Below are 24733 nucleotides of genomic sequence, written 5' to 3' on the forward strand. Positions count from 1 at the left end.
GCTTCAGATGTCCGCACCTTCCACCAGCACCGTTGTACGCATGCCGTTTACCGAGCTGCAAAGCCTGTTGCAGGCCATTTTCCAGCGCCATGGGTGCAGCGAGGCCGTAGCCCGGGTGCTGGCCCACAACTGCGCCAGCGCCCAGCGTGATGGCGCCCATAGCCATGGGGTGTTCCGCATGCCCGGTTATGTCTCGACCTTGGCCAGCGGCTGGGTCGATGGCCAGGCCACGCCACAGGTCAGCGACGTGGCCGCCGGTTATGTGCGTGTCGATGCTGCGGGCGGTTTTGCCCAGCCAGCACTGGCGGCGGCCCGTGAGCTGTTGGTGGCGAAGGCGCGCAACGCAGGCATTGCCGTGCTGGCGATCCACAACTCGCACCACTTCGCTGCGTTGTGGCCGGATGTAGAGCCGTTCGCCGAAGAGGGCCTGGTAGCCCTCAGCGTGGTCAACAGCATGACCTGCGTGGTGCCGCATGGTGCGCGCAAGCCACTGTTCGGTACCAACCCCATCGCTTTTGCTGCGCCTTGCGCCGAGCATGACCCGATTGTTTTCGACATGGCCACCAGTGCCATGGCCCATGGCGATGTGCAAATTGCCGCGCGTGCCGGCCAGCAATTGCCGGAGGGCATGGGGGTGGACGCCGATGGCCAGCCGACCACCGACCCAAAGGCGATTCTGGAAGGCGGGGCCTTGCTGCCATTTGGCGGGCACAAGGGCTCGGCGTTATCGATGATGGTCGAGTTGCTGGCGGCGGCGCTGACCGGCGGTCATTTCTCCTGGGAGTTCGATTGGTCCGGGCATCCGGGGGCGAAAACGCCATGGACCGGGCAGTTGATCATCGTCATCGACCCGGGCAAGGCCGAGGGCGAGCGCTTTGCCCAGCGCAGCCGCGAACTGGTGGAGCAGATGCAGGCAGTCGGGCTGACCCGCATGCCGGGTGAGCGCCGCTATCGTGAGCGCGAGGTGGCCGAGGAGGAGGGAGTGGCGGTGACCGAGCAGGAGTTGCAAGGCCTGAAAGAGCTGCTTGGCTGAGCCGGCCCTTTCGCGGGTTACCCGCGAAGAATCCAGCACTCATCCCCGGCCATGCAATGTTGCATAGACAACCTTGCACAATAGTGGATGTTCCTGAGCCCGCTCTCCGGGTATGCTCAGGGCTGACTTTCCGTACCGTCCTGATCCAAGGAGCTGCACGCTGTGTTCAAACATGTCGATGCCTATGCCGGCGACCCGATCCTCTCGTTGATGGAAACCTTCAAGGCCGACCCGCGCGCCGACAAGGTCAACCTGAGTATTGGCCTGTACTACGATGAGGCCGGCGTGGTGCCGCAACTGGCGGCGGTGGATGCGGTGGAAAAACGCATTGCCGGTCAGGACCACGAAGCCTCCCTGTACCTGCCGATGGAAGGCCTGGCCAGCTACCGCCAAGCCATTCAGGCGCTGCTGTTCGGTGCCGATCACCCGGCCGTGACCGGCGGCCGTGTGGCCACCGTACAGACCGTGGGTGGCTCCGGCGCCCTGAAGGTCGGTGCCGACTTCCTCAAGCGCTACTTCCCGCAGTCCGAAGTCTGGGTTAGCAACCCGACCTGGGACAACCACCGCGCCATCTTCGAAGGTGCGGGCTTCAAGGTGCACACCTACCCGTACTTCGACCAGGCCACCCGTGGCGTGGACTTCGACGGCATGCTGGCCACCTTGCAAAGCCTGCCGGCCAACAGCGTGGTGCTGCTGCACCCGTGCTGCCACAACCCTACCGGTGCCGATCTGGAGCAGCACCAGTGGCAACAAGTGGTCGAAGTGGTCAAGGCGCGCCAGCTGATCCCATTCCTCGACATCGCTTACCAGGGCTTCGCCGAAGGCCTGGTAGAAGATGCCTACGCTATCCGCGAAATGGCCCGTGCGGGCGTTCCGTGCCTGGTCAGCAACTCCTTCTCGAAAATCTTCTCGCTGTATGGTGAGCGGGTGGGCGGCCTGTCGGTGGTGTGCGATGACGAGGCCACTGCCCAGAGCGTGCTTGGCCAGCTGAAGGCCACCGTGCGCCGCAACTACTCCAGCCCGCCCAACTTCGGCGCCCAGCTGGTTGCCGGTGTACTGAGCGATGCTGGCCTGAATGCCCAGTGGGCCGAAGAAGTCGAAGTGATGCGCAAGCGTATCCTTGACATGCGCCAGGCGCTGGTCGATGCCCTGGCCGTGCTGCTGCCGGGCCAGGACTTCCAGTTCTTCCTGCGCCAGCGCGGCATGTTCAGCTACACCGGCTTCAGCGTCGAGCAGGTACGTCGCCTGCGTGACGAGTTCGGCGTTTACCTGATCGACAGCGGCCGTGTGTGCATGTCCGGCCTGCGCCCGGCCAACCTGCAACGGGTTGCCGAAGCGTTCGCTGCCGTTCAGAAGTAACACCACCAAGGGCCTGCGCGGCCCCTCTGTGGAAGCGGCCTTGCGTCGCGAAAGGGGGGCGTAGCGTAATGCCAGTCAGTTCGCCGGGGTGGGGCTGGTAGGTGTTGGGCGTGGCATTTGCATCGCCTGTGAAATCGAGCGCCGCCCGCGCGGCGCATCGCGAGCTGTGCTCGCTCCTACGTTTGTTTCGGGCCAGTGACGCTTGTGACAGGCGCGCGCGACCCCCTTGTTTGTACGACACGATATCGAGCCATGCGCCAAGGCGTACGCGCGCAAATCCCACAGAAATAACTGGCCCGAAACAAACGTAGGAGCGAGCGCAGCTCGCGATGCGCCGCGCGGGCGGCGCTCGATTTCACAGGCGCCGAAAGAGCCACGGCCAACACCCAGCCAGCCCCACCCCGCAGCCTGTTGGTATAACCCGCTTGTAAAGACAAGTGCAACCGCTCCTCGGAAAAGGGCTTCGCAAGTGCAACCTTTCCGTGCACAATCGCGCCCCTCTTTTCCGGTTGAGTTGGGCGAAAGGTCTATTTCGCCATTCTCAGCCTGTTGCAGTCTTGCGAGTGGAGCTTCACCGGAATGAATGAGCAGGCCCCAAGCGTTGAACAACGCTTTGCAGAATCGACCCCCGCCACCCTAGGCACCTGGGCGCGTCAAGACACTACCTGGATGCTGGGCCTGTTCGGCACAGCCATCGGCGCCGGGACACTGTTCCTGCCGATCAACGCGGGCCTTGGTGGCTTCTGGCCGCTGCTGATCCTGGCCGTGCTGGCCTTCCCGATGACCTATTTCGCCCATCGCGGGCTGACCCGTTTCGTCCTTTCCGGGCGCGATGGGGGCGACATCACCGAAGTGGTCAAGGAGCATTTCGGCGTCACCGCCGGCGCCTCGATCACCGTGCTGTACTTTTTCGCGATTTTTCCGATCCTGCTTATCTACAGCGTGGCACTGACCAACACCGTGTCCAGCTTCATGGAGCACCAGCTGCACATGCAGCCGCCGCCTCGGGCAATCCTGTCATTCGTGCTGATCCTCGGTCTGCTGGCCATCGTGCGCTGCGGGGAGCAGGCCACGGTCAAGGTCATGAGCCTGCTGGTCTACCCGTTCATCGTTGCGCTGGCGTTGCTGGGCCTGTACCTGGTGCCGCACTGGACCGGTGGCATTCTCGACAGCGCCACTCAGGTGCCGCCGGCCTCGGCCTTCCTGCATACCCTGTGGCTGGCCATTCCGGTGATGGTGTTCTCGTTCAACCATTCGCCGATCATTTCGGCCTTTGCCGTCGATCAGAAGCGCCGTTACGGCGCGCACGCCGACGAGCGCAGCGGCCAGATCCTGCGTCGTGCCCACCTGCTGATGGTGGTGATGGTGTTGTTCTTCGTGTTCAGCTGCGTGCTCACCCTGAGCAGCGCCCAGCTGGCCGAAGCCAAAGCGCAGAACCTGTCGATCCTGTCGTACCTGGCCAACCACTTCAGCAACCCGACCATCGCGTTCGCTGCGCCGTTGATCGCCTTCGTGGCCATCGCCAAGTCGTTCCTCGGCCACTATATCGGTGCTAGCGAAGGCCTGAAGGGCATCATCGCCAAGACCGGCGCGCGCCCGGGCGCCAAGGCCCTGGACCGCGTGGTCGCTGCACTGATGCTGGTGGTGTGCTGGATCGTTGCCACGCTCAACCCGAGCATTCTCGGCATGATCGAGTCGCTCGGCGGCCCGATCCTCGCGGTGCTGTTGTTCCTCATGCCGATGTACGCCATTCGCCGTGTGCCATCGATGCGCAAGTACAGCGGTGCGGCCTCCAACGTGTTCGTCGTTGTGGTCGGCCTGGTTGCGCTGACCTCTGTGGTGTACGGCCTTGTAAGCTGATTCACCCGTTTCATTCAAGAATGCCCGGGGCGCTTGTCGTCACCCGGGCATTTTTTTGCCTGATCAAAGTTTCAGCAGCGTTGCATTCCATCGTCCTTGGTGCATGCAAGCAGCCACCACCCGCACAGGCTGGCCACCACGAACAGCACGCCCAAGCCTGCCGGTAGCGCGCTTTCCAAACCTGCGACCACACTGCTCGTCAAACCGGCACCGGCGAACAGCAGCGTCGTATTGAGCGACGCTGCCGCACCTGCCTGACGTGGATAGCGCGCCAAAGCCTGGGTCGTTGCGGCGGGGCGTACCAGGGTTGTCCCGGTGGTACAGACAATCATCGGCAGTAGAACCCCCAGCACAGATAAATCTGCCACCCATTGCCACATCAAAAGGGTGATGCCCGCAGCACTTATAAGCAGCAAGCCTGCTTTTATTTGAGCTTGCGGGCTTACGCGACTGTTCAAGTAGGTCGCAGCCATGCCGCCGACGATGTATGCCAACCCATAGCCGATAAAGACCAGAGAGAATTGATAGGCCGTCAGCTCCAGCCTGCCCATCAGCAGCAAGGGCGCTATGACGATAAAGGAAAAATGGCAGGCAAAGGCGAGGCTGGACAGCATGGAATGCGCGAGATAGTCCGTGTCTCGCAGCATCACCCGATAACTGGACATACTGGGCGCCCGGTCGCGCGTCGCAGGTGTGTCATGAAGCAGCACACACGATAGAAGTGAAACGATTGCAGCGATGATCACGAATACCGTAAAGCTTGCCTTCCAGCCAAACGACTGTTGAAGAAAAGCACCTGCCAGCGGTGACAGTGAGATGAACAACCCGCTCGCGCTTGTTAACAGGATGCGCATGGCATTGCGTTGTGTACCGCTGTAGAGGTCCTGCACAAGCGCCTGGCCTAGCACGAGGCTGCCGCAACCCAGGGCCTGCACCAAGCGAAAGGCCATGAACGTTTCATAATGAGTTGAAAATACGCAACCGAGCGCCCCCACAATGGATACGCTCAACCCAGCGAGCAACAAACGCTTGCGCCCGATGCCATCCGACAGTGGGCCGATCACGATTTGCGCCATGGCCACACCGACAGCAAAAAAGCTCACTGAGTACGCAATCTGTTTTGTGTCGACCCGAAACTCATCTGAGAGCGCCGGGAATGATGGGAGGATCACGTCCAGAGGAAACACACCCAGCAGACATAACAAAATCAGCAACGTCGAGCACAGGTGGCGCCGAAGCGAACCAATGGGGCGGTTCATGCTATCAACCCCGCCGATTGGAATTGCAAGAAATAGCCTTCATCATCCAGCAAATCAGTGTGCTGAATTGCTCGAAGTGTCGGCCCGCAAATCTCGATCATTCGGATCGTCCAGTTTGCCTCCATATAAGCAGAAATTTCGTCTCCTAGGTCTGGTCGGTTTCTGAGTAGCATTCGCAAGCATGATAGGTCGGGCTGGCAGAAAGCTATGAGCACCTCAGGTAAAATTTGAGCCACATAGTCCTTCTCCATCTTGGAAATATTTCGCCACAAGCTGACGAAGCACTCGGAAAAGAAGACTGCATGGCGGCCTTCATCATGCAAGTGATCCCTCAGCATGTTCGTCACTGGGCCAACGAGTGCCTCGCTAGATAACTTAAGGAGTTCGTGAGTGATCAAGGTTTCTGACACAAATCCGATGCAGAAGCGGGTTAAACATTCGAGCGCTGGAGGGCTTTTATCTATAACACGATCTAGCCTATCTAGGCGAGCGGGCCTGATGCGTACTAAGTTGAAATGCTGTGCTACGTGATCTGCAATATCTTTTGAAAATAATGCGTGATACGCTTCATCCGCGTATATTTTTAAGGCGATGCGGCGCTCTTTGTTCTCAAAGTATTTGCTCAGGCTTCCAGTTACAATGCAACGTACAGCCTCATTGACATGCGTCATCTCTAGTGCTGTGGTATAGTCCATAAAATATACTAGATGAGATGCATGTGCGATCAGCAATTCTTTTTTGGGAAGGGATTTTATTGCATCATGAGCCAGTGCTGGACTGAGTGCGATGGGGAACCATAAGCCGGGGTCTGTCTGAGCGAAATCCGCTTTTGTGAATTGATAGGCGTAGGGTCGCGAACGGACAGCGCTGGAGGAGTGCCAATTCCGAAACAAGGTTATACTGCGGTTGGCTAACTTGTTCATATGTCAGCTCGCCTCGGTTTTTTTCAAGATGGACTTTAGGCAGTCGGGAATGGCGGACCCATCACTGTAGCCGCAGCCGACAAAGAAAAGGACCTGCTCATTCGCGTTTATAGGGTTCAGCAGTGGTTCAATCAAGCACTCATTCAATGCGCCAGTTAGCCAGGTATTCATTCCGCAGGCGGTAGCAGCCAGCTGAAAGGTCTGTGCCACATGGCCTATCTCGATCAGTGCCATCCGATAAGCACGCGAATGTTCGTACTTCCACCACAACTTATCGAATCTGGAGGTAAGGAATAATCCCACTGATATATCGTTGGCGAAATGTTGTCCAGAGAGCAAGTCACCCAATCTTGGAGGCAGCGGATTACGCCAGTATAACTGATGCATGTGAGGGTCATACCGGTAAATTCCTGGCGCTATACCTTCGACATTCGCTATGTATACATAGCCTTCGGTGGCATTCAATCCTCCTGCTGATGGACTGCAACGCCGCTTGTTGAATTGCTCAATCCCTCCTTCTTCATGATCCAGGGCTCGAGTGTCAATAAAGCCTAGCGTATGGTGTAAAATTTGCCCTAGTTCAGCTATTGGAATTAATGAGCGATGAAAGTTTCTCACGGTTGCCCGCCGCCCGAGAGTTTTATCGAACTCACTGGCGTTGCTTGTGGTTGGCAGTTGGATGCCTGCTGTTGGCTCATCGGCGGCGGCAGGAGATATTTCACTCAATACTTCATTGCAATGTTCCAGGTATTGGTTGGCCCATTGATGCGTACTGGTTGGTTGATCGTCTAGCGGTATGTTTTTGGTTCCGATATGAAAGATTCTAGAGAGAATGTCCCATCCCCAAGCGTTTTCATCCGTTGTGCGGTCAGTGATTATCTCGCAGCGCTTCAGATCTTTGAGTGTGGGATCAGTTGGGTCATTGCAGGGTTGGCCGTAAATGATCGATATCAGTTTTTCTGCGTGCTCGGCTGAAAGTTCATACTGCTTGTGATTGTTGAAGTCCCAGCAGATCAGAGCGTTATCCTTGGCGATAAAAAAACAGTCTCTGCTTACCATTTTTCCTCCTTTGGCTAAAGCGCAGGCCGGCACTGCGCTTCAGCATTCATCGGATAAGGCTTACTGGCTCTTTTTGACCAGAAGGGCCAGGTTGGCCAGTTTTGTAGACTCCATCTTGATGGTTTTCATATTTGAATCTCCATTTATGCGTCGCGGTATTGCGACTTGTCTGATGTTAGCGTCACTTTGAAGATGTACAAGGCAAACTTTGTAGCGAAACTTCCGATGAAGTTGTAGGATTTGTTACCCTTATAGTCACGAGGTGCCAATCCAACTGCGTCGTAAAGCCTCTGGCACAAACCTCACAGCGATTTTGGGAGCAGCGTTGTACCGCCCATATCAATTAGCTCACTGTGCTCCGCACTCGGAGTGGGAGGTGTGGATGGGCGGTTGTGAACTGTGAGGCAACTGGCCGTAACCGCGGCTATCGGCATTTTTTGTCCACAAAATTCGTCCGGCAATGGAACAATTTCACCTGCCACCCATAGGCACCCGGCTGCCTTCATGCTTAACTCAGTGTCCTTTTCAAACCCCGCATAAGGATTTCGTCATGGCTCAAGTGACTCTCAAAGGCAACCCGGTCCAGGTCAACGGCAACCTGCCACAGGCCGGCGCCCAGGCTCCGGCTTTCTCCCTGGTAGGTGAAGGCCTGGCTGACAAGTCGCTGAAAGACTACGCCGGCAAGCGCAAGGTGCTGAATATCTTCCCGAGCGTCGATACCCCGACCTGCGCCACCTCGGTGCGCAAGTTCAACGCCCAGGCCAACGACGTCGCCAACACCGTGGTGCTGTGCATCTCGGCTGACCTGCCGTTCGCCCAGGCACGCTTCTGCGGCACTGAGGGGCTGGACAACGTGAATAACCTGTCGACCCTGCGTGGTCGCGAGTTCCTCGAAAACTACGGCGTAGCCATCGCCGACGGCCCGCTGGCCGGCCTGGCCGCCCGCGCCGTGGTGGTGCTGGACGAGAACGACAAGGTGCTGCACAGCGAACTGGTTGGCGAAATTGCTGACGAGCCGAACTACGACGCGGCGCTGGCTGTACTGAAGTAAGGATTACGTGGGGCAGGGCGGCTGAGTCCTGTTTCGGCCTCTTCGCGGGTCAACCCGCTCCTGCCAGTGTTCAAAGCCTGTGTTGTCCCTGTAAGAGCGGGTTCACCCGCGAAAGGGCCAGACCAGGCAACCGAACCTTCAGGCCCGTCACTGCTCCAAGCAACACCCTGTAACGGCCCGGAACACGTTCCGGGCCGTTTTCATTTAAAATTCCGCCTCTTGGCAACGTCAGGCAAAGGTAAACCTCTGGTAAAGGCCCTTTGCTAAAACGATGGCAGTGCTTATCGTTCATCCTCCCCAAGTCGTCATTCCGAACAAGGTTCGTTCAACCCATGCAAGCGTCCAATTCCCGTTCCCTCCGTCGCTGGCTCGTCGGCCTGCTGATCCTGCTGCTGGTGGCTGCACTGGCCTGGTGGCTGTGGCCCGCAGCGACGCCTGCGCATAAAGAGGCCAGTGGCGGGCGCGGTGGCAAGGGCATGGGCATGATCGGCGGCCGCCCAGGTTTTGGCGGTTCCAGCGACCCGGTGCCGGTACGCGTCGTGCCGGTGCGGACAGGCGACTTCCCGCTCTACTACAAAGCCTTGGGCACGGTCACCGCGACCAATACAGTCAATGTGCGCAGCCGTGTGGCTGGCGAGCTTGTGAAAATCCACTTCAAGGAAGGCCAGCGCGTCAAGGCCGGCGACCTGCTGGCCGAAATCGACCCGCGCCCTTATCGCATCGCCCTGCAGCAGGCCGAAGGTACCTTGGCGCAGAACCAGGCGCAGTTGAAGAACGCTCAGGTCGACCTGGCCCGCTATAAAGGCCTGTACGCCGAAGACAGCATCGCCAAGCAAACCCTGGACACTGCCCAAGCCCAGGTTGCGCAGTTCCAAGGGCTGGTCAAGACCAATCAGGCACAGGTCAACGACGCCCGCCTGAACCTCGATTTCACCCAGATCCGTGCGCCGATCAGTGGCCGGGTGGGCCTGCGCCAGCTCGATCTGGGCAACCTGGTGGCCGCCAACGACACCACCGCGCTGGTAGTGATTACCCAGACCGAGCCGATCAACGTCGCCTTCACCCTGCCGGAAACCGAACTGAGCACGGTGCTGGAGCGCTACCGCAGTGGCGCCAGCCTGCCGGTCGAGGCCTGGGACCGCAGTGACAGCAAGCTGCAGTCCACCGGTGTGCTGGGCAGCATCGACAACCAGATCGACACCACCACTGGCACACTCAAGTTCAAAGGCCGTTTCGAGAACAAGGACCTGGCCCTGTTCCCCAACCAGTTCGTCAACGTGCGCTTGCTGGCCGACACCCTCAAGCAGGTGGTCATGGCGCCGGCCGCGGCCATCCAGTTTGGCAACGATGGCACCTTCGCCTATGTGGTCAACGAGCAGAGCACCGTCAATGTCCGCAAGCTGAAGGTGGGCGCCAGCGATGGCGAGAACAGCGTCATTCTCGACGGCCTGAAGGCCGGCGACCGCCTGGTGCTGGAAGGCACCGACCGCCTGCGCGAAGGCACCAAGGTGGAAGTGGTCGAAGACAGCTCGCAAGTGCCGACCAGCCCAGGCCAGCACCTGCAAGGGCAGGAAGCCAAGGGCGCGGCCCAAACAACAGGTGAAGCACAACCCGGCAACGCAGCAGGCAAGGCGGGCGCATGAACCTCTCGCGCCTGTTCATCCTGCGCCCGGTCGCCACCACGCTGAGCATGCTGGCCATCGTGCTGGCCGGCCTGATCGCCTACAAGTTGCTGCCGGTTTCCGCCTTGCCGCAGGTGGATTACCCGACCATTCGCGTCATGACCCTGTACCCCGGCGCCAGCCCGCAGGTGATGACCAGCGCCGTCACCGCGCCACTGGAGCGCCAGTTCGGGCAGATGCCGGGCCTGGAACAGATGGCCTCGACCAGTTCTGGCGGCGCGTCGGTGCTGACCCTGCGTTTCAACCTCGACATGAACATGGACGTTGCCGAGCAACAGGTGCAGGCCGCGATCAACGCCGCCAGCAACCTGCTGCCCAGCGACCTGCCGGCACCGCCGGTATACAACAAGGTCAACCCGGCCGACACCCCGGTGCTGACCCTGGCCATCTCCAGCAAGACCATGCCGCTGCCCAAGCTCAACGACCTGGTCGATACCCGCGTGGCGCAAAAGCTTGCGCAAATCAGCGGCGTGGGCATGGTCAGCATTGCCGGTGGCCAGCGCCAGGCGGTGCGCATCAAGGTCAACGTCGACGCCCTGGCGGCCAATGGTTTGAACCTGGATGACGTGCGCACGCTGATCGGTGCCTCCAACGTCAACCAGCCCAAAGGCAACTTCGACGGCCCGACCCGGGTGTCGATGCTCGACGCCAATGACCAGCTGCGTTCTCCCGAGGAATACGCCAACCTGATCCTGGCCTACAACAACGGTGCGCCGCTGCGCCTGAAAGATGTGGCCGAAATCGTCGACGGCGCCGAGAACGAGCGGCTGGCCGCCTGGGCGAACCAGAACCATGCAGTGCTGCTGAACATCCAGCGTCAGCCGGGCGCCAACGTGATCGAAGTGGTCGACCGCATCAAGGGCCTGCTGCCGTCGATCACCGACAACCTGCCGGCCGGCCTCGATGTATCGGTGCTGACCGACCGCACCCAGACCATCCGTGCCGCGGTCAAGGACGTGCAGCACGAGCTGCTGATCGCCATCGTTCTGGTGGTAATGGTCACCTTCGTTTTCTTGCGCCGCTTCAGCGCCACCCTCATTCCGTCGATTGCCGTGCCACTGTCGCTGATCGGGACGTTCGGGGTCATGTACCTGGCAGGGTTCTCGGTCAATAACCTGACGCTCATGGCCCTGACCATCGCCACCGGCTTTGTGGTCGATGATGCCATCGTCATGCTGGAGAACATCTCCCGGCATATCGAAGAGGGCGAGACGCCCATGCAGGCGGCGCTCAAGGGCGCCCGGCAGATTGGCTTCACCCTGATTTCGCTGACCTTCTCGCTGATTGCGGTACTGATCCCGCTACTGTTCATGGCTGACGTGGTCGGACGCTTGTTCCGCGAGTTCGCCATCACGCTGGCAGTGGCTATCCTGATTTCCCTGGTGGTGTCCCTGACCCTGACACCGATGATGTGCGCGCGTCTGCTCAAGCGCGAGCCCAAGGAAGAAGAGCAAGGCCGCTTCTACCGTGCCAGTGGCGCCTGGATCGACTGGCTGATCAAGCACTACGGCAGTGCCCTGCAGTGGGTGCTCAAGCATCAGCCGCTGACCTTGCTGGTGGCGGTGGCCAGCCTGGTGCTCACGGTGTTTCTGTACATGGTCGTGCCCAAGGGCTTCTTCCCGGTGCAGGATACCGGGGTGATCCAGGGTATTTCCGAGGCGCCGCAGTCCACCTCGTTCGCCGCCATGAGCGAACGTCAGCAGGCCCTGAGCAAGGTCATCCTGCAAGACCCGGCCGTGCAAAGCCTGTCGTCCTACATTGGCGTAGACGGCGACAACGCCACGCTCAACAGCGGTCGCCTGCTGATCAACCTCAAGCCCCACGGCGAGCGCGATGTCAGCGCCAGCGAAGTGATCAGCCGCCTGCAGCCGCAAGTCGACCGGCTGGTGGGCATCCGCCTGTTCATGCAGCCGGTGCAAGACCTGAGCATCGAGGACCGGGTCAGCCGGACCCAGTACCAGTTCAGCCTGTCGTCACCGGACGCCGACCTGCTGGCGCAGTGGAGCGGCAAGCTGGTGCAGGCGCTGCAGCCGCGCCCGGAACTGGCCGATGTGGCCAGCGACCTGCAGGACAAGGGCTTGCAGGTGTACCTGGTCATCGACCGTGACATGGCCAGCCGCCTGGGGATCAGCGTGTCGCAGATCACCAATGCCCTGTACGACGCCTTCGGCCAGCGGCAGATCTCGACCATCTACACTCAGGCCAGCCAGTACCGCGTGGTGTTGCAGGCCAAGGACGCCGCCACGATCGGCCCGCAGGCGCTGGAGTCGATCCACGTCAAGGCCACCGATGGCGGCCAGGTGCGCCTTTCGGCGCTGGCGCGGATCGAGCAGCGTCAAGCCCAGCTGGCTATTTCCCACATCGGCCAGTTCCCGGCAGTGATCTTGTCGTTCAACCTGGCCCACGGCGCGTCGCTGGGCGAAGCCGTGCAGGTGATCGAGCAGGTGCAGAAGGACATCGGCATGCCGCTGGGTGTGCAAACCCGCTTCCAGGGTGCGGCCGAGGCCTTCCAGGCGTCGCTGTCGAGCACTTTGCTGCTGATTCTGGCGGCGGTGGTGACCATGTACATCGTGCTGGGGGTGCTGTACGAAAGCTACATCCACCCGGTCACCATCCTCTCGACCCTGCCGTCGGCGGCGGTCGGTGCCTTGCTGGCCTTGCTCATCAGCGGTAACGACCTGGGCATGATCGCCATCATCGGCATCATCCTGCTGATCGGTATCGTCAAGAAGAACGCGATCATGATGATCGACTTTGCCCTGGAGGCCGAGCGCCATCAGGGCATGAGCCCACGCGATGCCATCTACCAGGCGGCGCTGCTGCGCTTTAGGCCGATCCTGATGACCACCCTGGCCGCGCTGTTTGGCGCGGTGCCGCTGATGCTTGCCACCGGTTCCGGCGCCGAGCTGCGTCAGCCACTGGGCCTGGTGATGGTCGGCGGGCTGCTGGTCAGCCAGGTGCTGACGCTGTTCACCACCCCGGTCATCTACCTGTACTTCGATCGCCTGGCCCGCCGCTGGCGCCCGGCCACTGACGTGAAGCAGGCTCAGGCATGAACCTGTCCGGGCCTTTCATCCGTCGCCCGGTGGCGACCATGCTGTTGAGCCTGGCGATCATGCTGCTGGGTGGGGTCAGCTTTGGCTTGCTGCCGGTGGCGCCACTGCCGCAAATGGACTTCCCGGTGATCGTGGTGTCGGCGAACCTGTCTGGTGCCAGCCCCGAGGTCATGGCTTCTACCGTGGCCACACCGCTGGAACGCAAGCTGGGCAGCATCGCCGGTGTCACCACGCTCACCAGCAGCTCCAGCCAGGGTTCGACACGGGTAATCATCGGCTTCGAGATGGGCCGTGACATTGATGGCGCAGCCCGTGAGGTGCAAGCGGCGATCAACGCAACCCGCAACCTGCTGCCCAGCGGCATGCGCAGCATGCCCACCTACAAGAAGATCAACCCGTCGCAGGCGCCGATCATGGTGCTGTCGCTGACCTCGGATGTATTGCAGAAAGGCCAGCTGTATGACCTGGCCGACACCATCCTTTCACAGAGCCTGGCTCAGGTATCGGGGGTAGGGGAGGTGCAGATCGGTGGCAGTTCGCTGCCGGCCGTGCGCATTGCCGTCGAGCCGCAACTGCTCAACCAGTACAACCTGTCGCTGGACGAGGTGCGCACTGCGGTGTCCAACGCCAACCAGCGCCGGCCCATGGGCTTTGTCGAGGACGCCGAGCGCAACTGGCAGGTGCGGGCCAACGACCAGCTGGAAAGCGCCAAGGACTACGAGCCGGTGGTGATTCGCCAGCAGAACGGCACCATTTTGCGCCTGTCTGACGTAGCGACCGTCACCGACGGCGTTGAAAACCGTTACAACAGCGGCTTCTTCAACGACCAGGCAGCGGTGCTGCTGGTGGTCAACCGCCAGACCGGCGCCAACATCATCGAAACGGTCGACCAGATCAAGGCCCAGCTACCGGCACTGCAGTCGCTGCTGCCAGCCAGCGTGCAACTGAACGTGGCCATGGACCGCTCGCCCGTGATCAAGGCCACCCTCAAAGAGGCCGAGCACACCCTGCTGATCGCCGTGGTGCTGGTGATCCTGGTGGTCTACCTGTTCCTCGGCAGCCTGCGCGCCTCGCTGATCCCCAGCCTGGCGGTGCCGGTATCGCTGGTGGGTACATTCGCGGTCATGTACCTGTGCGGTTTCTCGCTCAACAACCTGTCGCTGATGGCGCTGATCCTTGCCACCGGGCTGGTGGTGGACGATGCCATCGTGGTGCTGGAAAACATCTCCAGGCACATCGAGAACGGCCAGCCGCCGATGAAGGCGGCCTTCCTGGGCGCCAAGGAAGTGGGCTTCACCTTGCTGTCGATGAACGTGTCGCTGGTGGCGGTGTTTGTCTCCATCCTGTTCATGGGCGGCATCGTGCGCAACCTGTTCCAGGAGTTTTCCATCACTCTGGCGGCGGCGATCATCGTCTCGCTGGTGGTGTCGCTGACCCTTACGCCGATGCTCTGCGCCCGCTGGCTCAAGCCGCACAAGGCCGAGCAGAGCCGCCTGCAGCGCTGGAGCGACAAGCTGCATCAGCGCATGGTTGCTGCCTATGACCGCAGCCTGGGCTGGGCCCTGCGCCACAAGCGCCTGACCCTGCTCAGCCTGCTGGCCACCATCGGCATCAACATCGCCCTGTACGTGGTAGTACCCAAAACGTTGATGCCCCAGCAGGATACCGGCCAGTTGATGGGCTTCATCCGTGGCGACGACGGCCTGTCGTTCAGCGTGATGCAGCCGAAGATGGAAATCTACCGCCGCGCCTTGCTGGCCGACCCTGCCGTGCAGAGCGTTGCCGGTTTCATCGGCGGCAACAGCGGTACCAACAACGCCTTTGTGCTGGTGCGCCTGAAACCGATCAGCGAGCGCAAGATCGATGCGCAGAAAGTGATCGAACGCCTGCGCAAGGAACTGCCCAAAGTGCCCGGCGGGCGCCTGTTCCTGATGGCCGATCAGGACCTGCAACTGGGTGGCGGTGGGCGTGACCAGACCTCTTCGCAGTACCTGTATACCCTGCAAAGCGGCGACCTTTCGGCATTGCGCGAATGGTTCCCCAAGGTGGTCGCTGCGCTGCGTGCACTGCCTGAGCTGACCGCCATCGACGCCCGTGATGGCGCCGGTACCCAGCAGGTGACCCTGGTGGTCGACCGTGACCAGGCCAAGCGCCTGGGCATCGACATGGACATGGTCACCGCAGTACTGAACAACGCCTACAGCCAGCGGCAGATCTCCACCATCTACGACAGCCTCAACCAGTACCAGGTGGTGCTGGAGATCAACCCGAAATACGCCTGGGACCCGAGTACGCTCGAGCAAGTGCAGGTGATCACCGCCGACGGCGCCCGGGTGCCGCTGTCGACCATCGCCCACTACGAGAACAGCCTGGCCAACGACCGGGTCAGCCACGAAGGCCAGTTCGCTTCGGAAGACATCGCCTTCGACGTCGCCGAGGGCTACAGCCCCGACCAGGCCATGGCGGCGCTGGAACGCGCGGTGGCCAAACTGGGCCTGCCCGAGGAGGTGATTGCCAAGCTCGGCGGCACTGCCGATGCCTTTGCCAAGACCCAGCAGGGCCAGCCATTCATGATCCTTGGCGCACTGCTGCTGGTGTACCTGGTGCTGGGCATTCTGTATGAAAGCTACATTCACCCGCTGACCATTCTCTCGACACTGCCTTCGGCGGGCGTCGGAGCCTTGCTGGCGCTGTACGTTACCGGTGGCGAGTTCAGCCTGATCTCGTTGCTGGGGCTGTTCCTGTTGATCGGCGTCGTGAAAAAAAATGCCATCCTGATGATCGACCTGGCCCTGCAACTGGAGCGCCATCAGGGCTTTTCGCCGGAAGAGTCGATACGCCGGGCCTGCCTGCTGCGCCTGCGGCCGATCCTGATGACCACCCTGGCGGCGATCCTTGGCGCATTGCCATTGCTGTTGAGCCAGGCTGAAGGCGCAGAAATGCGTCAGCCGCTGGGCCTGACCATCATCGGCGGCCTGGTGTTCAGCCAGATCCTCACCCTTTATACGACGCCGGTGGTTTACCTGTACCTGGACCGCCTGCGCCACCGCTTCAACCGTTGGCGCGGCGTGCGCACCGACGCCGCCCTGGAAACCCCGCTATGACTTTTGCCCAGACCCCACTTCACCGTGCCCTGCAAGCACTGACCCGTGGCCGTGGCTCGCGCCTGCTCAGCGCCGGGTTGTGCGCGGCCTTGCTCAGTGCCTGCACCCTGAGCCCCGACTATCACCGCCCCGAGCTGAACAGCACGGCGGCGCAGTTCAAGCATGCTGAAGGCTGGACCCAGGCCTCGCCCTCCGACGCCATCGCCCGCGGCGCCTGGTGGGAAATCTACGGCGATGCCGGGCTCAATGCGCTGGTCGAAGAGCTTAACCGCAGCAACCAGACCGTGGCGCAATCAGAAGCCCAGTACCGCCAGGCCCAGGCACTGGTGCGCAGCAGCCGCGCGGCGCTGTTCCCCAGCCTGGACCTGAGCGCCAGCAAGAACCGATCGGCGCAGGGCACCGGCAGCTCCAGTTCCAGCCTGTCCAATAACAGCAGCGGCATTCGCAACACCTACAACGCGCAGTTGGGCGTGAGCTGGGAGATCGACCTGTGGGGCAAGCTGCGTGAAACCCTGAATGCCAACGAGGCCAGTGCCGAAGCCAGTTTCGCCGACCTTGCGTCGATCCGCCTGAGCCAGCAGTCGGAACTGGTGCAGAACTACCTGCAATTGCGGGTTATCGATGAGCAGAAGCGCTTGCTGGAAGCCACCGTGGCGGCTTATGAACGCTCACTGCGAATGAACGAAAACCAGTACCGTGCCGGGGTCGCCGGCCCGGATGCCGTGGCCCAGGCCCGCACCCAGCTCAAAAGCACCCAGGCTGACCTGATCGACCTGATCTGGCAGCGTGCGCAGTTCGAAAATGCCATCGCCGTGCTGCTGGGCAAGGTTCCGGCCGACTTCGCCCTGGCCGACAGCAAGGCTATTCCCGCGTTGCCGCAAATACCGGTTTCGCTGCCTTCGCAACTGCTGGAGCGACGCCCGGACATCGCTGCGGCCGAACGCAACGTGATGGCGGCCAACGCCAACATCGGGGTGTCGCGGGCGGCCTACTTCCCGGACCTCAGCCTGAGCATGAGTGGCGGATATTCCAGCAGCAGCTTCAGCAACTGGATCGAGCTGCCCAACCGCTACTGGTCGGTAGGCCCGCAGTTGGCGCTGACCCTGTTCGACGCCGGCAAACGCAGCGCCGAGGTCGACCGCACGGTGGCCGTGTATGACCAGACGGTGGCGCAGTACCGCCAGACCGTGCTAGACGGCTTCAAGGAAGTGGAAAACCTGCTGGTTCAACTGAAAGTGTATGGCGATGAAGCCAGGGTGCGCCAAGAGGCGCTTGATGCCGCCCGTGAGTCGTTGCGCCTGACCGAGAACCAGTACCGCGCCGGGCTGATCGGCTATCTGGATGTGGTCAACGTGCAAACCACGGCGCTGAGCAACGAGCGCAGCGTGCTGAACCTGCTGCAAGGGCGCCTGGTGGCCAGTGTGCAACTGGTGGCCGCGTTGGGCGGCGGCTGGGATGCAGAGCAGGCGTTTGCCGAGCAGAAATGACCATGCGCAGAGGGGGGGCATTTGCAGTTATTGGGTCCATTCCCATCCGCAAAAACCCCGTGCGTTTCGCTTAAGCTTGAGTACAATCGTCAGCTTTTGCCGGGCCCCCTGTCCCGGCGCTGGAACTCTCAATGCTGACCGGTAGCTACTCTTCTTCGCTGGTGTTGATTTCGCTGTGCGTGGCGATCCTGGCATCCTATACCGCTCTTGACCTGACTGGCCGCATCGCCACGGCCAAGGGCCGCGCTGCCTACCTGTGGATGGGCGGCGGTGCGTTGGCCATGGGCATCGGCGTGTGGTCGATGCACTTCATTGGCATGCTTGCCTTCAGCTTGCCCATCGACCTGGGTTACGACCTGGCCCTGACCGCGTTCTCGCTGCTGATCGCCGTGCTTTCCTCGGGCTTTGCCCTGTGGCTGGTCAGCCAGCCGAGCCTGCCAGCGCTGCAGTTGGGGTTCGGCGCGCTGATCATGGGCGCCGGTATCGCCTGCATGCACTACACCGGCATGGCCGCGCTGCGCATGCTGCCGGGTATTGATTACGACCCGACGTTGTTTGGTGCTTCGCTGCTGATTGCCGTAGGCGCCTCGGCGGCGGCATTGTGGATCGCCTTCCGCCTGCGCACACACACACCCTATGTACGGCAGATCCGTGGCCTGGCGGCGGTGGTGATGGGTTTTGCCATCGTTGGTATGCATTACACCGGCATGGCCGCGGCGAACTTCCCCGAGGGCAGCTTCTGCGGCGCGCTGGGGGGCGGTCTGCAAGGTGACAGTCTGGTTTACCTGGTGCTGATCACCACGCTGGCAGTTCTGGCAGTGGCGCTGCTGACTTCGGTGCTGGACGCGCGCCTGGAGGCACGTACTGCCGAGTTGGCCCGCTCGCTGACCTTGGCCAACCAGGAGCTGACCCAACTGGCCCTGCACGACACCCTCACGGGTCTACCCAACCGTACCTTGCTCGCCGATCGCATCGAACAGGCCATCGCCAAAGTGGCGGAGCAGGGCGGCTGTTTTGCCCTGATGTTCATTGATCTGGACGGCTTCAAGCCGGTCAACGATGCCTTTGGCCACCATATCGGAGACCTTCTGCTCAAGGCAGTGGCGGCCCGCCTGCGCGGCCACCTGCACAGCCAGGATACGCTGGCACGGATTGGCGGCGACGAGTTCGTTCTGCTGGTGGAACTGCAGGAGCCGAACGATGCCATGGACGTGGCGGTCAAGCAGGTCAACCTGGTGTCCCGGCCTTTCCGCGTGGCCGAGCACGACCTGCAACTGTCGGCGAGCCTGGGCATCGTCCTGTACCCGGGCAACGGCCAGGACCAGCACGAGCTGCTGCGTAACGCCGACGCTGCCATGTACCATGCCAAGAGCGCAGGCAAGAACGGTTACAGCTTCTTCGATGTGTCGATGAACAGCAATGCCCGCCAGCAGTTGCAACTGCTGCAGGACTTGCGCCTGGCGCTGGAGCAGCGCCAGTTCCGCTTGCATTACCAGCCCAAGTTCGACGCCCATACCTGCCAGCCGATTGGTGCCGAAGCGCTGCTGCGCTGGGAGCACCCGCAGCAAGGCCTGCTGCTGCCTGACCGCTTCATCGGCCTGGCGGAAAAGACCGGCCTGATCATCCCCATTGGCGAGTGGGTACTCATCGAGGCCTGCCGTCAGATGCGCCAGTGGCTGGACCAGGGCCACCTTGGCTGGCGCATGGCGGTGAACCTGTCGGCTATCCAGTTCTGCCACGCCGGCCTGGTCGACAGCGTGGCCCGCGCCCTGCAGCAGAACGGCTTGCCGGCCAACTGCCTGACACTGGAAATTACCGAAACCACCGCCATGCACGATGCCGACGCCAGCCTGACCGTGCTGCAGCGCCTGTCCGACATGGGCGTGGACTTGTCCATTGATGACTTTGGTACGGGCTATTCCAGCCTGATGTACCTAAAGCGCCTGCCAGCCAACGAGCTGAAAATCGACCGCGGTTTCGTGCGCGACCTGGAGCAGGACAGTGACGATGCAGCGATTGTCTCGGCAATTGTCGCACTGGGCCAGGCGTTGGGCCTGCGTATCGTTGCCGAGGGAGTTGAAACCGACAAGCAGCAGGACTTCCTGACTCGCCTGGGCTGTGATTCGTTGCAGGGCTACCTGCTGGGCCAGCCCGTGCCGGCCGAGCAGTTCATGAGCAAGTTGCAGGCCATGGGCCCGGAATTCACTGCTGCGGGCCAGGCGCTGTATGAAAAGCCTTGATACTCGGTGATGCTGCGTTGAAAACAGACCCTAGTGTGGTGTTTCAGAAATACCACACTAGACTGCGTCGCGCAGGGTGAAGGCGGGTATGAAGGCATCCATCTCCGCCTCGACGGCCTCGATGATGCGCTCTACATCGGCGGCGGCCATGATCGCTGCACAGGGGATGCCCGCAATCGCCAGCAGGGTCTCACCGCTGGCGCGGTCGAACAGCCGTGCAACCATGCTGCGTGGCGCATCCATGCTGGCCTCGAAACCCAACGGATGGAAATGCCAGCGCATCACCTGGCAGGCGTTGGGGAACGTCATCTTGTTCATGCCAGCCTCCTTGTCCGTACCTGGACGTGATGAGCGGGTGGCCACATCGATGCGGCCGCCGGGAAAGTAAAGATAGCACCTGCTACGTGCGATTTTCGGTTGCAAGTACGACAAATGTGCGAATGCATGACAGGGGGCACACCCATGTTACGGGCGCAGTGTGTCGGTTGACTGCATGGCAAACGTTTTCCCGACCGCAAGGTGTCAGGTAACCATTGGGTTTGGTGGATTTCGCTGGCGCTAGACGCGCAGGTTTTTCAGACGAGCGGCTTGGTCAACCTAGCAACCCGGCGGCGATGTTGATCGTGAACCCGAGAATCGCCGTATTGAATACGAAGCCCACCAGCGAATGCGCCAGCACCACCCGCCGCAACCCTCGTCCGGCGACGCCAACGTCTGAGGTTTGCACCGCCACGCTGATGGTGAACGAGAAGTAATGGAAGTCCCAGTAATCAGGGTTGCGCTCGCCATCAGCGAAGCGTAGCGGCAGTTCGTGGCTTTGCCCGGTGTAGAACAGGCGGGCGTAATGCAGGGTGAATATGCAGCCGATCAGCAGCCATGAACCGGCGACGGTCAGGCCGGTATAGAGATAGTGCACGGCCAGGTCCGTGCCTTGCAGGCCGCGACTGGAGACCAGTTGCAGGGTGACCGCGGCAAGGCTGGCGATGGCGGCGATGCACACGGTCAGCAGGACCAGGCCCGCGTTCTCGTCTTCGACGCCGGCGACCTTGCGGACCTTTTCCGGGCTGGCTGTCCAGCTCAGGTAGAGCACCAGCAGCAGGTACAGCCACACCCCCAGGTTCCAGCCAGCGAGGATGTGTTGCACGGTATCACCGGCGGGGATCAGCCAGGCGCCAGCGAGGCCGACTATAGTGGCGAGGCTCAGGCGGGGGTGTGTGCGGGTCAGACGATGGAAAGCCATAGAGCCTTATTCACAATGGGTATGGCTTGAACTCTAGACCGTCATAGGGTTGGGCGGGGTGCGCTGTACCCAGCAGGGACCGGGGTTTCTTTGATGCCCCCATCGCACGGCATTGCAACTCTCAGTACACTGCACGTTCCAACACCAACATCCGTTGAACTCGAGGTTTTTGCATGACGCTCAGTCCTTTGGCAGGCAAGCCGGCTCCGGCCAGCGTGCTGGTCGATATTCCCCGGCTGCTCACCGCCTATTACACCGGCCGCCCAGATGCTGCCGTGGCGGCCCAGCGCGTGGCCTTCGGCACCTCGGGGCACCGGGGCAGTTCGCTTGAATTGAGTTTCAACGAGTATCACGTCCTGGCCATTAGCCAGGCTATCTGCCTGTACCGCCAGGAAAAAGGTATCGATGGCCCGCTGTTCATCGGCGCCGATACCCACGCCCTGTCAGCTCCTGCGGCCGCCAGTGCCCTGGAAGTACTGGCCGCCAACGGCGTGCAGGTGATGCTGTCCAAGGATGACGAATACACGCCCACACCGGCTGTGTCCCACGCCATCCTCTGCCACAACCGTGGCCGCACACAGGGTCTGGCTGACGGTATCGTCATTACCCCGTCGCACAACCCGCCACAAAGCGGTGGCTTCAAGTACAACCCGCCCAACGGCGGGCCGGCCGACAGCGACGTGACCAAGTGGATCGAGGGCAAGGCCAACGAACTGCTGGCCGCTAACCTGGCCGGCGTCAAGCGCATGGACCATGCCCAGGCGCTGCTGGCGCCGACCACCCACCGCCACGACTACGTCAGCACCTATGTGGCCGACCTGGAAAACGTCATCGATTTCGATGTGATCCGTGGCGCCGGGTTGCGCCTGGGCGTCGACCCGCTGGGCGGGGCAGGGGTACGCTACTGGTCGGCGATTGCCAAGCACTACCAGCTGGACCTGGAAGTGGTGAACACCGAGGTCGACCCGACCTTCCGCTTCATGACCGTCGACTGGGACGGCCAGATCCGCATGGACCCTTCCTCGCCGTATGCCATGCAGGGCCTGATAGGCCTGCGTGAGCGCTTTGACGTGGCCTTCGCTTGCGACCCGGACCACGACCGCCACGGCATCGTCACCCCTGATGGCTTGCTGCAACCCAACAACTACCTCGCCGTGGCCATCGACTACCTGTTCCGCCACCGCCCGCAGTGGCGCAGTGATGCCGCTGTGGGCAAGACCGTGGTCTCCAGCGGCCTGATCGACCGCGTTACCCAGCGTCTGGGCCGAGATCTCTATGAGGTGCCGGTGGGCTTCAAGTTCTTCGCTCAGGGCCTGTTCGACGGTTCGCTCGGTTTTGGTGGCGAAGAAAGTGCAGGGGCTTCGTTCCTGCGCCGCGATGGCTCGGTGTGGGCCACCGACAAGGACGGGTTGATCCCGGCCTTGCTGGCCGCCGAAATGACCGCCCGTACCGGGCGTAACCCGAGCCAGGCCTATGCTGACCTGACCGAGGCGCTGGGCAAGCCGTTCGCCACGCGTGTCGAGGCCAAGGCAGATGCGCGGCAGAAGGCGTTGCTGAGCAAACTGGCGCCGGAGCAGGTGAAGTCGACCGAGCTGGCCGGTGAGCCGATCGTGCAGATCCTCAGCCACGCCCCAGGCAATGGCCAGGCGATTGGCGGGCTCAAGGTGATGACGGCCAATGGCTGGTTCGCCGCGCGCCCGTCGGGTACTGAAGACATCTACAAGATCTACGCCGAAAGCTTCATCGACGAGGCGCATTTGCAGCGTCTGGTGCAGGAAGCACAAGTGCTGGTTGATGAAGCAATCGCCTGACCGGTAACAAACCGCTTGGTTCTGTGGCGCGATGTAAATTAGAATTAATCTTATTTACTCCGCCGCAGGACTCTCCTCATGATCGACGCCGCGCCGCCACCGGAGCCTGGCCTGCCTGCCCTGTACCGGGAGCATCGTGGCTGGCTTGAAACCTGGCTGCGCCGGCGTATGGGCAATGCCTGGGATGCCGCCGACCTCAGTCAGGATACTTTTCTGCGCATTCTGGCCAGCGCCCAGCCGCTGGCAGACATACGCGAACCACGCGCCTATCTGCTGACCGTGGGCAAGCGTTTGCTCAGCAACTTCCACCAGCGACGTAGCCTGGAGCAGGCCTACCTTGATGCCTTGGCGCAGTTGCCCGAGCAACACGTGCCGTCGCCAGAACAGCGCTGGGTACTGCTGGAAACCCTGCAGGCACTGGATGAATTGCTCGACGGCCTCAAGCCGGCGATACGCAAGGCCTTTCTCTGGCACCAGCTGGAAGGTTTGGGCTACGCCGAGATTGGCCAGCGCCTGGGCGTTTGCCAGCGCTCGGTGAAACGCTACATGGCGCAGGCTTACGAACATTGCCTGTTGGCCGAGTTGCGATGAGCCCCCACACCCCAGAAACCCGCGAGGCGCTGGGTGCTGCGGCCCGTTGGCTGGCACTACTGGATTCTGGCGACGCAAACGAAGCTGACCTGCTGCGCCTGGCGCAATGGCGCGCCAGCAGTCCCCTGCACGAAGACGCCTGGCAAAAGGCATCCCTGCTGCGAGCGCGGTTTGCCGGGTTGCCCGGCGCATTGGCGATGGCCGCCCTGGATCGCCCGGATGCCGGTCGTCGGGCACTGCTCAAACAAGCCCTGGGTGTGTCGGCGTTGCTGCCGGTGGCCTGGCTGGTGAGCCGTGAGCTGCCGCTGGATGCCTGGACCGCCGACATGCGCACCGCAGTAGGAGAGCGTAGGCAGGCTCTGCTGAGCGACGGCACCTTGTTGCAGTTGAACACCGACAGTGCGGTCGATATCGAGCTGGGTCCAGGCCGCGTGGCACTGCTGCGCGGTGAAGTGGCCGTCAGCGTGCCCGCTAACCTGAGCCTCACCTTGCAGGTGCCTTACGGCCGGGTAGTGATCAGCGAGGGCGAGGCGTGCCTGCGCCTGCTTGATGAGGCCTGCCGGGTGTCGGCGATCAAGGGTGCAGTCAGCCTGCAACCGCTGCGTGGTCCAGCCGTGATGCTACAGGCCGGCCAACAGGCCAGTTTGCAGGCGGCCGGCGTTGGCCCTGTCAAAGCCTTCGACGAATGGCAACTGGGCTGGCGCGAAGGCGCGCTACGGCTGGACGACCGCCCGTTGGGCGAGTTGCTGCGCGAACTGCGCAGGTATCGCCCCGGCGTACTGCGCTGGGCACCAGAACTGGAGCGCTTGCGTGTGACCGGCACGTTCCGCCTTGACGACACCGACCGGGTGCTGGCCCTGCTCGCCGCCAGCCTGCCGTTGCAAGTGCAGACCCGCACGCGTTATTGGGTGAGCCTGACCGCACGAGAAAAACGAGCATGAGGCTGTCCCCTTTTTTTCACTCGCCGGTCATTACCGG

The 24733-nt window shown here is 61.7% G+C and carries 17 protein-coding genes; 12 read left to right on the forward strand and 5 right to left on the reverse strand.

Annotated features, from left to right (window positions below):
- Positions 1-7 precede the first annotated feature (7 nt).
- The 3 genes from ACF8EA_RS00275 (at position 8) to ACF8EA_RS00285 (ending at position 4252) form a co-directional block, all read left to right on the forward strand.
- Positions 8-1033, forward strand: coding sequence for an Ldh family oxidoreductase (locus ACF8EA_RS00275; RefSeq protein WP_103444273.1), 1026 nt, complete (start codon positions 8-10; stop codon positions 1031-1033).
- A 162-nt stretch (positions 1034-1195) separates the two neighbouring features.
- Entirely contained in the window at positions 1196-2392 is a 1197-nt protein-coding gene (locus ACF8EA_RS00280) for an amino acid aminotransferase (protein ID WP_103462591.1), read from the forward strand.
- A 579-nt stretch (positions 2393-2971) separates the two neighbouring features.
- Complete coding sequence (locus ACF8EA_RS00285; protein WP_392520909.1) at positions 2972-4252, forward strand: serine/threonine transporter; 1281 nt, start codon at positions 2972-2974, stop codon at positions 4250-4252.
- Between the two features lie 71 nt (positions 4253-4323).
- Here the strand turns inward: ACF8EA_RS00285 and ACF8EA_RS00290 are convergent, their stop codons facing one another.
- From ACF8EA_RS00290 to ACF8EA_RS00300, 3 genes are read right to left on the reverse strand one after another with little or no spacing between them, the layout of a single operon-like run.
- Positions 4324-5511: a Bcr/CflA family efflux MFS transporter gene (locus tag ACF8EA_RS00290; RefSeq protein WP_367251256.1), complete on the reverse strand. Its 1188-nt coding sequence runs from the start codon at positions 5509-5511 to the stop codon at positions 4324-4326.
- Entirely contained in the window at positions 5508-6434 is a 927-nt protein-coding gene (locus tag ACF8EA_RS00295; protein ID WP_392520910.1) for a diiron oxygenase, read from the reverse strand. Before ACF8EA_RS00295 ends, ACF8EA_RS00290 begins: the two co-directional genes overlap by 4 nt.
- 3 nt (positions 6435-6437) lie before the next feature.
- Positions 6438-7493 (reverse strand): SagB family peptide dehydrogenase, encoded by a 1056-nt coding sequence (locus ACF8EA_RS00300; RefSeq protein ID WP_392520911.1) that lies wholly within the window; start codon positions 7491-7493, stop codon positions 6438-6440.
- 550 nt (positions 7494-8043) lie between these two features.
- Here ACF8EA_RS00300 and tpx point away from each other — a divergent pair.
- From tpx to ACF8EA_RS00330, 6 genes are all read left to right on the forward strand, one after another.
- On the forward strand, positions 8044-8544 hold the full coding sequence (tpx, locus tag ACF8EA_RS00305; RefSeq protein WP_323601591.1) for a thiol peroxidase: 501 nt from the start codon (positions 8044-8046) through the stop codon (positions 8542-8544).
- Positions 8545-8876: 332 nt separating this feature from the next.
- Positions 8877-10187 (forward strand): MdtA/MuxA family multidrug efflux RND transporter periplasmic adaptor subunit, encoded by a 1311-nt coding sequence (locus ACF8EA_RS00310; protein ID WP_021781685.1) that lies wholly within the window; start codon positions 8877-8879, stop codon positions 10185-10187.
- Complete coding sequence (locus ACF8EA_RS00315; protein WP_392520912.1) at positions 10184-13282, forward strand: MdtB/MuxB family multidrug efflux RND transporter permease subunit; 3099 nt, start codon at positions 10184-10186, stop codon at positions 13280-13282. The genes ACF8EA_RS00310 and ACF8EA_RS00315 overlap by 4 nt, the downstream gene beginning before the upstream one ends.
- On the forward strand, positions 13279-16386 hold the full coding sequence (locus ACF8EA_RS00320) for an efflux RND transporter permease subunit (protein WP_274102262.1): 3108 nt from the start codon (positions 13279-13281) through the stop codon (positions 16384-16386). The genes ACF8EA_RS00315 and ACF8EA_RS00320 overlap by 4 nt, the downstream gene beginning before the upstream one ends.
- Positions 16383-17873 carry an efflux transporter outer membrane subunit gene (locus ACF8EA_RS00325; RefSeq protein WP_274102263.1) on the forward strand — a complete coding sequence of 497 codons (1491 nt, stop codon included), beginning with the start codon at positions 16383-16385 and terminating at the stop codon, positions 17871-17873. Before ACF8EA_RS00320 ends, ACF8EA_RS00325 begins: the two co-directional genes overlap by 4 nt.
- Before the next feature lie 131 nt (positions 17874-18004).
- Positions 18005-20113, forward strand: coding sequence for a putative bifunctional diguanylate cyclase/phosphodiesterase (locus ACF8EA_RS00330; protein WP_392520913.1), 2109 nt, complete (start codon positions 18005-18007; stop codon positions 20111-20113).
- Between the two features lie 57 nt (positions 20114-20170).
- On the opposite strand, the gene ACF8EA_RS00335 is transcribed toward ACF8EA_RS00330, so the two are convergent.
- Both ACF8EA_RS00335 and ACF8EA_RS00340 read right to left on the reverse strand, forming a co-directional pair.
- The gene (locus ACF8EA_RS00335) at positions 20171-20431 is read right to left on the reverse strand and encodes a DUF1652 domain-containing protein (RefSeq protein ID WP_003247746.1); all 261 of its coding nucleotides are present in this window, start codon (positions 20429-20431) and stop codon (positions 20171-20173) included.
- A gap of 274 nt (positions 20432-20705) precedes the next feature.
- Positions 20706-21353 (reverse strand): DUF1345 domain-containing protein, encoded by a 648-nt coding sequence (locus ACF8EA_RS00340; protein ID WP_021781680.1) that lies wholly within the window; start codon positions 21351-21353, stop codon positions 20706-20708.
- 173 nt (positions 21354-21526) lie between these two features.
- On the opposite strand from ACF8EA_RS00340, the gene pgm reads away from it, so the two are divergent.
- The 3 genes from pgm to ACF8EA_RS00355 all read left to right on the forward strand — a co-directional run bounded on the left by pgm (position 21527) and on the right by ACF8EA_RS00355 (position 24696).
- Positions 21527-23164: a phosphoglucomutase (alpha-D-glucose-1,6-bisphosphate-dependent) gene (pgm, locus tag ACF8EA_RS00345; RefSeq protein ID WP_392520914.1), complete on the forward strand. Its 1638-nt coding sequence runs from the start codon at positions 21527-21529 to the stop codon at positions 23162-23164.
- Between the two features lie 78 nt (positions 23165-23242).
- The gene (locus ACF8EA_RS00350) at positions 23243-23755 is read left to right on the forward strand and encodes a sigma-70 family RNA polymerase sigma factor (protein WP_021781678.1); all 513 of its coding nucleotides are present in this window, start codon (positions 23243-23245) and stop codon (positions 23753-23755) included.
- Complete coding sequence (locus ACF8EA_RS00355) at positions 23752-24696, forward strand: FecR domain-containing protein (RefSeq protein WP_392520915.1); 945 nt, start codon at positions 23752-23754, stop codon at positions 24694-24696. Before ACF8EA_RS00350 ends, ACF8EA_RS00355 begins: the two co-directional genes overlap by 4 nt.
- The last annotated feature ends 37 nt before the right edge of the window (positions 24697-24733 follow it).

Origin of the sequence: Pseudomonas sp. YQ_5, from assembly GCF_043103305.1 — a bacterium.
In the GTDB taxonomy this organism is placed as follows: domain Bacteria; phylum Pseudomonadota; class Gammaproteobacteria; order Pseudomonadales; family Pseudomonadaceae; genus Aquipseudomonas; species Aquipseudomonas putida_Y.